This window comes from Streptomyces sp. AC627_RSS907 (assembly GCF_019049165.1).
On sequence record NZ_JAGMUE010000051.1, the window covers coordinates 70,915 to 83,486 of the forward strand.

A 12,572-nucleotide genomic window follows, 5' to 3' on the forward strand; every position below is an offset into this window, starting at 1 on the left:
CGACCCTATGCGGTCGGTCCTGTTTCACGTGAAACATCGCCCGGCATCACCGTGCGCGGCTGCTCAGCCATGGGGTGAGGAGGACCATCGGAACGTACTCCTTGTGCGTACGGTCACCGGGAAGCGGAACGATCAGGCGGTAGCCGGGCGGAAAGCGGCGCGCTTTGACGTAGGCGAGACCGCCGAAGACGGAGCGGAGGAACGCGGGGACGTCGTCGCGCGGGATGTCGGGACACTCCACGTTCTCGACGGTGATGAGGGCGTCACCCTCAGGGAAGAGACGGACGCTCACGCGGGGCACTCCGCCGAACTCGACGAAGGCCTCGTGAGGGAGGGAGCCGTCCGGGTCGGTGGTCACTCCCACACCGGCTGCGCTGCGGCGGGAGGTCTGATCGGCGCCGATGTCGTCGGTGACCTCTATCTCACGCGCGTACTCCGCGGCGATGGTGCGCAGTGCGGTGACGGCGGCTTCAGTGGTGGGCAGCTGCTTCATGCCATCGATCATGAGGGGTCAGTGCTGAGCGGGAAGGCGCAGGTACTGCGGGGGGACGGCCTGTGTCAGCCACACCCCGTTCGCGCTGACGTGGAAGACATGACCGTCGCGGTGCATCGCGGCGGCGTCCACCGACAGCACGACTGGCCTGCCGCGGCGGGCACCGACCCGGATGGCGGTCTCCCGGTCCGCCGACAGGTGCACGTCGTGCCGGTTCATCGGCCTCAGCCCTTCGGAGCGGATCGCGCCCAGGTTGCGGGCTACGGTCCCGTGGTAAAGGTACGGCGGAGGGGTCGCCGTGGGGAGTCCCAGGACCACGTCGACGCTGTGACCCTGGCTGGCCCGGATACGGGTGCCCTCGATCGCGAAGCGCCGCTTGTCGTTGGTGGCGACCACGTGGTCGAGCTCTTCCCGAGTGAACGGGAAGCCGTGCGCGGCGGCCGCGGCGATCAGCGTGTCGATCTCGACCCAGCCGGCCTCGTTGAGCGTGAGCCCGATTCTCCCGGGCTGGTGGCGCAGGTGCTTGGACAGATACTTGGACACCTTCACGGTGCGTCCCTCGTCCATGTGTTCCTCATGCATGACACCAGGGTGCCGAGAGAGACGCGCATCACGCGATCGATTTCGCCGTCGAGGTTTGATCCACAGTCAAGTGCAGTTATCCACAGGCTGGTTGGGTCTTCCTGTGGAAACTAGAGCGGCGGCTTCACTCGTGCGAGCCGCCTCCACGCCCGGGGCAGGTAGCGGGACAGGAGAAGCGCGGTGTGCGCCTCCAAGGTCACCGGGACCACCGCCCTGTCGTGCACGACGGCCTCCAGGACCGCGTCGGCGACCTTCTCCGGCGGATAGTTGCGCCACCCGTACAGCCGGACGGAGCGCTGCTGGAGCCGCTTCTCCTCGGTGGCGTCGACCCCGGCGAAGTGAGCCGTCGAGGTGATGTTGGTGTTGACGAGGCCGGGGCAGACCGCCGTGACCCCGATCCCCCGGCCGGCCAGTTCGGCACGCAGGCACTCGCTCAGCATCAGCACGGCCGCCTTGGTCGTGCTGTAGGCGGGCAGTGCCCGGGAGGGCTGGAAGGCAGCCGCCGACGCGATGTTGACGATGTGGCCGCCCTGCCCCCGCTCGGCCATCTGCCGGCCGAAGAGGCGGCAGCCGTGGATCACGCCCCACAGATTGACGTCCAGGACCTTCTTCCAGTCCTCCGGCGTGGTGTCGAAGAACGAGCCCGACAGACCGATCCCGGCGTTGTTCACGAGGACGTCCACCACGCCGTACTCCGCGGCGACCTTGGCCGCGAGCTTCTCCACGGCCGGCCCGTCGGAGACGTCCACGGTCTCCGCCCAGGCGCCCGGCGCACCGGTCAGCCGGGACAGGTCCGCGGTGCGCGCGGCGGACTCGGCGTCACGGTCGACGGCCACCACACGCGCACCGGCCGCGGCGAACGCGAGCGCAGTCGCCCGCCCGATGCCGCTGCCCGCGCCGGTGACCAGCACCAACTGCCCGCCGAAGCGGTCGGCATGTCTGCCGCTCGCCGTCACCTCGGGCCGCCCGTCGTCGACGGCCGTGACGAACTCCGTGATCCAGCCCGCCAGCCGGTCCGGCCGGGTGCGCGGCACCCAGTGCCCAGCGGGCAGCGTGCGACGGGTCAGTCGCGGCGCCCACCGCTCCAGCTCGTCGTAGAGCCGTTCCGACAGGAACACGTCTTCGAGGGGCGTGATGAGCTGCACGGGCGCGTGCGCGTAGGCGTCGGCGCGCGGGTCGCGCAGACGGGGCCGGACGTTGTCCCGGTAGAGCCACGCCCCGTGCGCCGCGTCCGACGGCAGGGACGCGGTCGGGTAGTCACCACCGGGCACTTTCTCGACGCGTCGCAGGATGCCCGGCCAGCGTCGGCCGAGCGGTCCGCGCCAGGCCAGTTCGGGCAGGACGGGTGTGTGCAGCAGGTACACGTACCAGGATCTGGCGCCTTGGCCGAGGAGCTGGCCCACCCGGCGGGGGGTGGGGCGCTCGAGACGCCTGTTGATCCAGTGACCGAAGTGGTCGAGGGACGGGCCGGACAGGGAGGTGAAGGAGGCGATGCGGCCCTCGGTACGCCTGACCGTGACGAACTCCCAGGACTGCACCGAGCCCCAGTCGTGGCCCACCAGGTGCACGGACCGGCCGGGACTCACCGCGTCCACCACGGCCAGGAAGTCGTCCGTCAGTTTCTCCAGGGTGAACCCCCCGCGCAGCGGGCTCGGCGCGGTGGACCGGCCGTGGCCCCGGACGTCGTAGAGGACCACGTGGAAGTGGCCGGCGAGGCGGGCCGCCACCTCGGACCAGACCTCCTTGCTGTCCGGGTAGCCGTGTACCAGGACGACCGTGGGCTGTCCGGGGTCGCCCATTTCGGCCACGCACAGCTCGACCCCGCCCGTGCGCACCCAGCGCTCCCGCGCACCGTCCAGCATGTCTCTCCTCCGCCCAGCGCCGCGGTCCCCCACCCGACGGTACGAGTGCGGGGAACCCTCCTGGCAGGTCGTCGTCCGGCCTGGAGGACCCTTCCGCGGGCCCCGGGGCGGTGACGACGAGGATCGTGCCGCCGAATCTCCCAGTTGTTAGACCCGTCGTCAATAGGAAGGGTGCCCGGCCGGGCCAGTGATCCGTAGCTCTCAGGGACGGCAACCCCTACGGGCCCGTACTACTCGAGTCTGACGCGAAGACGGCTCTCCGGTCTGACGACCTCAGTGGCGCCCGTCACTACTGTCATGGATGTGACTGTGATCGCGACCGAAAGCCTGAGCAAGCGGTTCCCCCGGGTGACCGCGCTCGACCGGCTCTCCGTGGACGTCGGACCCGGTGTGACCGGACTCGTCGGAGCCAACGGCGCCGGCAAGTCCACCCTGATCAAGATCCTGCTGGGTCTGTCCCCCGCCACCGAGGGTCGGGCCGAAGTGCTCGGACTCGATGTCGCCACCAAGGGCGCCGACATCCGCGAGCGGGTCGGCTACATGCCGGAACACGACTGCCTGCCACCCGACGTCTCGGCCACCGAGTTCGTCGTCCACATGGCACGTATGTCCGGCCTGCCGCCCACCGCCGCCCGTGAGCGCACGGCCGACACCCTGCGCCACGTCGGCCTGTACGAGGAGCGCTACCGGCCCATCGGCGGCTACTCCACGGGCATGAAGCAGCGCGTGAAGCTCGCGCAGGCCCTCGTCCACGACCCCCAGCTGGTCTTCCTCGACGAGCCGACCAACGGCCTCGACCCGGTCGGCCGCGACGAGATGCTCGGCCTCATCCGCCGCATCCACACCGACTTCGGCATCTCCGTCCTGGTCACCTCGCATCTGCTGGGCGAACTGGAACGCACCTGCGACCACGTCGTCGTCGTCGACGGCGGCAAACTGCTGCGCTCCAGCTCCACCACGGACTTCACCCAGACCACCACGACCCTCGCGATCGAGGTCACCGACACCGACGACCACCCCGACGGCACCCGCGCGGTGCGTGAGGCGCTCCACGCGCGCGGGGTGACCGTCCAGGACGGCAGCGGCCTGCCCGGCGCCGGCCACGTCCTGCTGCTCACCGCGGCGGGCGAAGACACCTACGACCTCGTCCGGGACGTCATCGCCGACCTCGGCCTCGGCCTGGTGCGCATGGAACAGCGCCGGCACCACATCTCGGAGGTCTTCCAGGACAGCGACGCAGAGCGGAAGGAGGCGGTCGGCCATGGCAACTGAGCAGCCCGTAGTCAGCGCGGCGGGTGACCAGACCCGCATCCACAACATCGGCTACCGCAGCTACGACGGCCCCCGCCTCGGCCGCGCCTACGCCCGCCGCTCGCTGTACTCGCAGTCCCTGCGCGGCGCGTACGGGCTCGGCCGCTCGGCCAAGTCCAAGGTCCTGCCGATGCTGCTCTTCGTGGTGATGTGCCTGCCCGCGGCCATCATGGTCGCCGTCGCCGTCGCCACCAAGGCCAACGACCTGCCGCTGGACTACACGCGCTACGCGATCGTCCTGCAGGCCGTCATCAGCCTCTACGTCGCCTCGCAGGCCCCACAGTCCGTCTCGCGCGACCTGCGCTTCAAGACCGTGCCGCTGTACTTCTCACGGCCCATCGAGACCGCCGACTACGTCCGCGCCAAGTACGCGTCGCTGGCCTCGGCCCTGTTCATCCTCACCGCCGCTCCCCTGCTGGTGCTGTACGTGGGCGCACTGCTCGCGAAACTCGACTTCGCGGACCAGACCAAGGGATTCGCACAGGGACTCGTCTCCGTGGCACTGCTCTCGCTGCTCTTCGCCGGCCTCGGTCTCGTCGTCGCGTCGGTCACCCCGCGCCGCGGTTTCGGCATCGCGGCCGTCATCGCCGTACTGACCATCACCTACGGCGCGGTCTCCACCCTCCAGGCCATCGCGGACGTGCAGGGCAGTTCCGGAGCCGTCGCCTGGATCGGCCTGTTCTCGCCGATCACGCTCATCGACGGCGTGCAGTCCGCCTTCCTGGGCGCCACCTCGGCCTTCCCCGGCGGGGTCGGCCCGAGCAACGCAGAGGGCGCGGTCTACGTCCTCGTCACCCTGGGTCTGATCGCCGGCGCCTACGGTCTGCTGATGCGCCGCTACAAGAAGGTGGGCCTGTGACCACGCTGCACATCGACCACGTCTCCCGCTGGTTCGGCAACGTGGTCGCCGTCAACGACATCACCATGACGATCGGCCCCGGCGTCACCGGCCTCCTCGGACCCAACGGCGCCGGAAAGTCCACCCTCATCAACATGATGGGCGGCTTCCTCGCCCCTTCCACCGGCAGCGTCACCCTCGACGGCCAGCCGGTCTGGCGCAACGAAGCCATCTACAAGCACATCGGCATCGTCCCCGAGCGGGAGGCGATGTACGACTTCCTCACCGGTCGCGAGTTCGTCCTCGCCAACGCCGAGCTGCACGGCCTCGGCGCCAAGGCGGCCCACGAAGCGCTCGCCACCGTGGAGATGGAGTACGCGCAGGACCGGAAGATCGCCACGTACTCCAAGGGCATGCGGCAACGCGTGAAGATGGCCTCCGCCCTCGTCCACCAGCCCTCCCTGCTTCTGCTCGACGAGCCCTTCAACGGCATGGACCCGCGCCAGCGCATGCAGCTGATGGACCTGCTGCGCCGCATGGGCGACGAGGGCCGCACGGTGCTGTTCTCCTCGCACATCCTCGAAGAGGTCGAGCAGCTCGCCTGGCACATCGAGGTCATCGTCGCCGGACGCCACGCGGCCAGCGGTGACTTCCGCAAGATCCGCCGCCTGATGACCGACCGGCCGCACCGCTATCTGGTGCGCTCCAGCGACGACCGGGCCCTCGCCGCGGCGCTGATAGCCGACCCTTCGACGTCCGGCATCGAGGTCGACCTCGCCGAGGGCGCGCTGCGCATCCAGGCCGTCGACTTCGGCCGGTTCACGGCCCTGTTGCCGAAGGTCGCCCGCGACCACGGCATCCGGCTGCTCACGGTCTCGCCGTCCGACGAGTCCCTCGAGTCCGTCTTCTCGTATCTCGTCGCGGCGTAGGAGGCCGAAGAATGTACGACCCCACAGTCGCCAGGCTCACCTACCGAGCTCTGCTCGGCCGCCGCCGGGCCCTCATCCTGGGCGCGCTGCCCCTGCTCCTGCTCGTCATCGCCGTGGCGGTGCGCGCCCTGGCCGGGGCCGACGACCAGACGACGGCGGACGTGCTGGGCGGATTCGCCCTGGCCACCATGGTCCCGATCATCGGCGTCATCGCCGGCACCGGCGCCATCGGCCCCGAGATCGACGACGGCTCGGTGGTGTACCTGCTGTCGAAGCCCATCAAACGGCCGACGATCATATTCACCAAGCTGATCGTCGCCGTCGCCGTGACGATGGTCTTCTCCGCCGTACCCACCCTGCTCGCCGGTCTGATCCTCAACGGCAACGGCCAGCAGGTCGCCGTCGCCTACATGATCGCCGCGCTGGTCGCCTCCATCGCCTACGCCGCGCTGTTCCTGCTGCTGGGCACGGTGTCCCGGCACGCGGTGGTCTTCGGGCTCGTCTACGCCCTCGTCTGGGAGGCCCTGTTCGGCTCCCTGGTGCCCGGTGCACGCACGCTCAGCATCCAGCAGTGGTCGCTGGCGGTGGCCCAGAAGGTCGCCGACGGGAACCTGGTGACCTCCGACGTGGGCCTGCCGACCGCGACGGTGCTGCTGGTCGCGGTCACCGTCCTCGCGACCTGGTACGCCGGCCAGAAGCTGCGGTCGCTGACGCTCGCCGGAGAGGAGTGACCGGCCCGGGTCCTGACCGGCCCGGGTCCTGACCGGCCCCGGCCTGACGGCGACTTCACCCCGGCCCGGGCACACTGGGCCGGGGCCCAGGGGGACGAGCGCCAGGAGTCCACGGGGGGAGAGCGCCAGGAGTCTACGGGGGGCGAGTGCCAGGAGTCCACGGGGGACGAGTGCCAGGGGAACACGTGAACGCGGAACCGGGAGGAACCGTATGGCGGACCAGACACCCCGGCAGGACAGCGACGGACAGCCGGAGGACGACGCCCGGCACACCCGGCACGACAAGACCAGGCACGACAAGGCCAGGCACGACAAGGCCAGGCACGACAACACCCGGCACGACACCGCGAGCGGCGTCGATGACGTCACCGCCCCCGCGGCCGGGGACGCCACCTGGGACGGCCTCGTCCTGGACGAGGCGTTCGTCCGCGCCGCCGGGACCTCGGAGCCGTCGGCACGTGCCCGGATGCTGGCCGCCCGCTGGCGTCGCGAGAAACCGGAGCCACAGCCGTGGCGCTCCGACGAACCGCCCGCCGGATGGTTCTTCAGCAAGCGCCGACGCCGCAGGTGGCGCAGGCGGTAAGGCGGCGTACGTCCGCTTTTAATCGGTGGCGCCCGACTGCGCGTACCGGCACTGTGGTGGATGCACGAGGCCGGACGGCGCCGGCGAATCGGACGGCCGCTTCGAGCACGCGGGACACCTCGCGTGGGCCGACCGACGGGGACGCCGGCGCCGTCCGGACCGTGCGGTCAGGCCGACAGACGCTCCAGCACCACCGCGATGCCGTCCTCGTCGTTCGAAGACGTCACCTCGTCGGCCACCGCCTTCAGTTCCTGGTGGGCGTTGGCCATGGCCACGCCCCGGGACGCCCAGCCGAACATCGGGATGTCGTTGGGCATGTCGCCGAAGGCGATCGTGTCCGCGGCCTTCAGACCGAGCCGACGCGCTGCCAGCGACAGGCCGGTGGCCTTGGACAGGCCGAGGGGAAGCAGCTCGACTATGCCCGCGCCCGCCAGGGTGACCGTCACGAAGCCGCCCGCGGTGCGCCGGGCGGTCTCGGCCAGCTCGTCGTCCGACAGGGTCGGGTGCTGGATGTAGATCTTGTTCAGCGGCGCCGACCACAGGTCCGACGCGTCGGTGAACGGCACCGCCGGAAGGTTGCCCCCCACCTCGTAACCCGGGCCGACCAGGACGTCACCGTCCAGGCCGTCGCGGCTCGCCGCCAGGTACAACGGACCGGTCTCCGCCTCGATCTTGGCCAGTGCCACGCCCGCCAGCTGGCGGTCCAGCGTGACCGAGGTCAGCAGCCGGTGCTCCCCGGCGTGATAGACCTGCGCGCCCTGACCGCAGACGGCCAGCCCGTCGTAACCGAGGTCGTCGAGGATGTGCCGGGTCCACGGGACCGCGCGGCCGGTGACCACGATGTGAGCCGCGCCCGCCGCGGTGGCCGCGGCGAGCGCCTCACGGGTGCGCGTCGATATCGTGTCGTCGCTGCGCAGCAGAGTGCCGTCGAGGTCCGTCGCGACCAGGCGGTACGGGAAGCCCGCGGCGTGGCCGGCGTCGGGCTCCGCGGTGGAACCGGTGGCACTCACTTGGCCACCGGCTCCAGGACCTCCCGGCCGCCCAGGTACGGGCGCAGCACCTCGGGCACGCGCACCGAACCGTCGGCCTGCTGGTGGTTCTCCAGGATCGCCACGATCGTGCGCGGCACCGCGCACAGCGTGCCGTTGAGCGTGGCCAGCGGGCGCACCTTCTTGTCCTCACGGACGCGGATCGACAGCCGACGGGACTGGAACTCGGTGCAGTCCGAGGTCGAGGTCAGCTCGCGGTACTTGCCCTGGGTCGGGATCCACGCCTCGCAGTCGTACTTGCGCGCGGCCGAGGAGCCCAGGTCGGCCGAGGCGACGTCGATGACCCGGAACGGCAGCTCCAGCGACGTCAGCCACTGCTTCTCCCACTCCAGCAGACGCTGGTGCTCGGCCTGCGAGTCCTCGGGGAGGACGTAGGAGAACATCTCGACCTTGTCGAACTGGTGCACGCGGAAGATGCCCCGGGTGTCCTTGCCGTGCGAGCCCGCCTCACGGCGGAAGCAGGGCGAGAAGCCGGCGTAGCGCAGCGGCAGGCGGTCGGCGTCGAGGATCTCGTCCATGTGGTACGCGGCGAGCGGCACCTCGGACGTCCCGACGAGGTACAGGTCGTCCTTGTCGAGGTGGTACACGTCCTGGGCGGCCTGGCCGAGGAAGCCGGTACCGGCCATCGACTGCGGGCGGACCAGCGCCGGGGTCAGCATCGGGGTGAAGCCGGCCGCCGTGGCCTGGGCGATCGCCGCGTTGACCAGGGCGAGCTCCAGGAGCGCGCCGACGCCGGTCAGGAAGTAGAAGCGCGAGCCGGAGACCTTGGCACCCCGCTCGACGTCGATGGCGCCGAGCAGCTGGCCCAGCTCCAGGTGGTCGCGGGGCTCGAAGCCCTCGGCGGCGAAGTCCCGGTGCGTGCCGTGCGTCTCCAGCGTGACGAAGTCCTCCTCGCCGCCGACGGGCACGTCGGGGTGGACGAGGTTGCCGAGGCGCTGGAGCAGCTCCTGGGTCTCGGCGTCGGCCGCGTCGCGCTCGGCGTCGGCCGCCTTGACGTCGGTCTTGAGCTGCTCGGCCCGCCTGAGCAGCTCGGCCTTCTCGTCCCCGGTGGCCTTGCCGATGAGCTTGCCGAGGCCCTTCTGCTCGGCGCGCAGCTCGTCGAAGCGGACGCCGGACGCCCTGCGCCGCTCGTCGGCAGACAGGAGGGAGTCGACGAGGGCGACGTCCTCTCCACGGGCGCGCTGCGACGCGCGCACACGGTCGGGGTCCTCACGGAGCAGGCGAAGGTCAATCACGCGGCCAAGGCTACCGGTGTACGGTCTCGGCTCTCGACCCGCTCATGCCGAACGCGGGGCGCGGATTCCGTTATGCGTGCCTTGAGTGGTGTGGCCGTGGTGTTTTCGGTGGTCAAGCACCGTCCGACGGGGTCCCTGGAACGGGCCGGTCCTCCGGTGGCGAGTTGACTGGATTTCGCTGTGGAGCAGGGGACTTGAGCGTGCTTCCTTCCCCCGCGATCCACAGCCCGGAAAAGTTATCCACAGGCTGTGCGAAAAATCTGTGGACTCTGCCGGGCTGCCGAAGCGTGCGCTCCTGGTTCGCCGCCCAAACCCTTCTCGCCCTCCCTTTCGAGTGGAAACGCGCCACTCGGGTCACTCCGAAGGGTGGAGGGTGAGAGGCAGATGGACGAAGGGTGGCCTGGAGGTGTGTGGACGAAGTAGGCAGCTGTGGGCGGATTTGTCGACTGAATGGGGATTCGCTGTCGACTTGTCCCCACGTCGAGAAGAGGACCTGTGGATAACTCTGTGGACAGCGAAAATCGGCACATACGACTGGCCGGTTCCGGCCGTCAGGCCGACGGGTGACCGCCGACAGAGCCGGTGACCCCCCGACTGTCAGAACCGGCCGTCCTGGCAGCGCGCCACCCAGTCCGCCGCCGCCGTGAACTCCTCGTCCGAGGTGCCCGGTCGCAGCGCGCCCACGTCCGACGGTTCGACCTCGGCGCGCGGATACGACCCGAGGTACCGCACCTGGAGGCATGATCGTTTCAGGCCCATCAGGGCATCGGCGACCCGGCGGTCGGAGATGTGTCCCTCCGCGTCGATGCAGAAGCAGTAGTTGCCGATGCCGGCCCCGGTGGGCCGGGACTGCAGCAGCATCAGGTTGATGCCCCGGGTCGCGAACTCGCCCAGCAGGTCGCGCAGGCCGCCGGGGTGGTCGTCGCGCTGCCAGAGCACGACGGACGTCTTGTCCGCGCCGGTCGGGGCCGCGGGCCGGGCGGGGCGGCCCACCAGCACGAAGCGCGTCTGGGCGTTCTCCGCGTCGTGGATGTCGGCCTCCAGGACCTCCAGCCCGTACCGGGCGGCGGCGAACTCGCCGGCGAAGGCGGCGTCGTACCGGCCCTCCTGTACCAGGCGGGCGCCGTCCGCGTTGGAGGCGGCCGACTCCCAGGCGGCCTCGGGGAGGTGCGCCTTGAGCCAGTTGCGCACCTGGGGCTGTGCCGCCGGGTGGGCGGTGACCGTCTTGATGTCCGACAGTCTGGTGCCGGGGCGGGCCAGCAGGGCGAAGGTGATGGAGAGCAGCACCTCGCGGTAGATCATCAGCGGCTGGCCTGCGACCAGCTCGTCGAGGGTGGTGGTGATGCCCCCCTCGACCGAGTTCTCGATCGGCACGAACGCGGCCTCGGCCTCGCCGGTGCGCACCGCGTCGAGCGCCGACTGGACGGACACGTACGGGACCAGCTCCCGGGTCGCCGACTCCGGGAGTGTGCGCAGGGCGACTTCGGTGAAGGTGCCCTCAGGGCCGAGATACGCGTAACTGGCTGGCATGACCTCACCCTAGTGGGCCCTCTCGGCCCTGACGGGCCTTCTCCCGGGCCGTGCTGGACGCGGCGCCTGCCCGCCCGGGCCCCTGCTTCCGCGGGGCGAGGGTCAGCCCTCCAGCAGTCGCTGTCCCACGTACTCCCCGTCCGCCGCCCCGCCCGGCACCGCGAACAGACCGCTCGACTCGTGTCGGGTGAACTGCGACAGCGCGTCGCCCCGGTCCAGCTTGCGCTGCACCGGCACGAAGCCGCGCAGCGGATCGGCCTGCCAGCAGATGAAGAGCAGCCCCGCGTCCGGAACACCGTCCGCGTCGAAGCCGTCGTGGTACGAGAAGGGCCGGCGGAGCATGGTCGCGCCGCCGTTCTGGTCGGGCCGGGTGATGCGGGCGTGGGCGTTGATGGGGACGACCAGGTTCCCGTCCTCGTCCGTCTTCTCCAGGTCCATCTCGGTCGTCTCGGTGCCCCCGGACAACGGGGCCCCGTCGGACTTGCGGCGCCCGATGACGTCTTCCTGTGCCTTGGTCGAGAGCCGCTCCCAGTCGTCAAGGAGCATGCGGATGCGGCGGACGACGACGTACGAGCCGTTGGCCATCCACGCGGGGTCCTTCGTCCCCGACGTGGGCACGAAGATCCGCTCGTCGAAGTCGGCGTCGGCGGGCGTCGGGTTGCGGGTGCCGTCGATCTGGCCCATGAGGTTGCGGGCCGTCATGGGGTGAGGGGTGGCGCCCGGCGAGCGGTTGAAGCCGTTCATCTGCCAGCGGATGCGGGCGGCCGATCCGGCGTCCTGCTGGATCGCGCGCAGGGCGTGGAAGGCCACCAGGGCGTCGTCGGCGCCGATCTGCACCCACAGGTCGCCATTGCTGCGGTTCTTGTCGAGGTGGTCGGAGGAGAAGTCGGGCAGCGGGTCCAGTGCCACCGGGCGCTGCTCGTCCAGGCCGGTCCGGCCGAAGAAGCTGTGCCCGAATCCGAAGGTGACGGTCAGGGAGGACGGCCCCGCGTCCTGGGCCACGCCTGTGTCACGGGGCCCGGCCGGCTCGCCCGCCATCAGCCGCTGGGCGGTGTCGGACCAGCGGCGCAGCAGCGCGGCGGCCTCCTTGCGGCCGGAGCCCGCCGCGAGGTCGAAGGCGATGAGGTGGCCGCGGGCCTGCACCGGTGTGGTGATGCCGGGCTGATGTTTCCCGTGAAACATTGCCTGCCCGCTGCCCAGTGAGGTGAGGGGCGTGGCCTCGGAGGAAGGGGCGGCGGCGTAGCCCACGGCGCCGCCCGCGGCACCGAGTACGAGGCCCGTGGCGCCGGCGGTGCCGAGCAGCCGTCGCCGCGAGATGCCTCCGTGTGCGGTGGTGCTCTCGGGGGCGAGCGGTCCGGACCCGTCGGGTGTCGCGTGGGGTGCCTCGGGTGCGCGGGACCCGGGGATGGACGGTTCAGCCATGGTGCGG

12 protein-coding genes are annotated in these 12,572 nt (G+C 70.7%); 5 read left to right on the forward strand and 7 right to left on the reverse strand.

Translation table 11 applies throughout. The features are described from left to right. Nucleotides 1–46: 46 nt before the first annotated feature. The 3 genes from KUM32_RS14105 to KUM32_RS14115 all read right to left on the reverse strand — a co-directional run bounded on the left by KUM32_RS14105 (nt 47) and on the right by KUM32_RS14115 (nt 2,937). A complete protein-coding gene (locus tag KUM32_RS14105; RefSeq protein WP_217142205.1) occupies nt 47–505 on the reverse strand; it encodes a hypothetical protein in 459 nt (152 codons plus the stop codon). 6 nt (nt 506–511) lie between these two features. Beyond that, entirely contained in the window at nt 512–1,060 is a 549-nt protein-coding gene (locus KUM32_RS14110; RefSeq protein WP_217142274.1) for an RNA 2'-phosphotransferase, read from the reverse strand. 125 nt (nt 1,061–1,185) lie between these two features. Further along, nucleotides 1,186–2,937, reverse strand: coding sequence for an SDR family oxidoreductase (locus KUM32_RS14115; RefSeq protein WP_217142206.1), 1,752 nt, complete (start codon nt 2,935–2,937; stop codon nt 1,186–1,188). A 309-nt stretch (nt 2,938–3,246) separates the two neighbouring features. On the opposite strand from KUM32_RS14115, the gene KUM32_RS14120 reads away from it, so the two are divergent. The 5 genes from KUM32_RS14120 to KUM32_RS14140 all read left to right on the forward strand — a co-directional run bounded on the left by KUM32_RS14120 (nt 3,247) and on the right by KUM32_RS14140 (nt 7,329). Continuing rightward, a complete protein-coding gene (locus KUM32_RS14120) occupies nt 3,247–4,209 on the forward strand; it encodes an ABC transporter ATP-binding protein (RefSeq protein ID WP_217142207.1) in 963 nt (320 codons plus the stop codon). Then, nucleotides 4,199–5,107 (forward strand): ABC transporter permease, encoded by a 909-nt coding sequence (locus KUM32_RS14125; protein ID WP_217142208.1) that lies wholly within the window; start codon nt 4,199–4,201, stop codon nt 5,105–5,107. The genes KUM32_RS14120 and KUM32_RS14125 overlap by 11 nt, the downstream gene beginning before the upstream one ends. Then, the gene (locus tag KUM32_RS14130) at nt 5,104–6,015 is read left to right on the forward strand and encodes an ABC transporter ATP-binding protein (RefSeq protein ID WP_217142209.1); all 912 of its coding nucleotides are present in this window, start codon (nt 5,104–5,106) and stop codon (nt 6,013–6,015) included. The genes KUM32_RS14125 and KUM32_RS14130 overlap by 4 nt, the downstream gene beginning before the upstream one ends. Before the next feature lie 11 nt (nt 6,016–6,026). Beyond that, a complete protein-coding gene (locus KUM32_RS14135) occupies nt 6,027–6,746 on the forward strand; it encodes an ABC transporter permease (protein WP_217142210.1) in 720 nt (239 codons plus the stop codon). Nucleotides 6,747–6,957: 211 nt separating this feature from the next. Further along, on the forward strand, nt 6,958–7,329 hold the full coding sequence (locus KUM32_RS14140) for a hypothetical protein (RefSeq protein WP_217142277.1): 372 nt from the start codon (nt 6,958–6,960) through the stop codon (nt 7,327–7,329). 167 nt (nt 7,330–7,496) lie between these two features. On the opposite strand, the gene KUM32_RS14145 is transcribed toward KUM32_RS14140, so the two are convergent. The 4 genes from KUM32_RS14145 to efeB all read right to left on the reverse strand — a co-directional run bounded on the left by KUM32_RS14145 (nt 7,497) and on the right by efeB (nt 12,565). Then, complete coding sequence (locus tag KUM32_RS14145; RefSeq protein ID WP_217142211.1) at nt 7,497–8,339, reverse strand: HAD family hydrolase; 843 nt, start codon at nt 8,337–8,339, stop codon at nt 7,497–7,499. Further along, complete coding sequence (gene serS / locus KUM32_RS14150; RefSeq protein WP_217142212.1) at nt 8,336–9,613, reverse strand: serine--tRNA ligase; 1,278 nt, start codon at nt 9,611–9,613, stop codon at nt 8,336–8,338. The genes KUM32_RS14145 and serS overlap by 4 nt, the downstream gene beginning before the upstream one ends. A 597-nt stretch (nt 9,614–10,210) precedes the next feature. After that, the gene (gene pheA / locus KUM32_RS14155) at nt 10,211–11,143 is read right to left on the reverse strand and encodes a prephenate dehydratase (RefSeq protein WP_217142213.1); all 933 of its coding nucleotides are present in this window, start codon (nt 11,141–11,143) and stop codon (nt 10,211–10,213) included. A gap of 102 nt (nt 11,144–11,245) precedes the next feature. Continuing rightward, nucleotides 11,246–12,565 (reverse strand): iron uptake transporter deferrochelatase/peroxidase subunit, encoded by a 1,320-nt coding sequence (gene efeB / locus KUM32_RS14160; RefSeq protein WP_217142214.1) that lies wholly within the window; start codon nt 12,563–12,565, stop codon nt 11,246–11,248. Between the last annotated feature and the right edge of the window lie 7 nt (nt 12,566–12,572).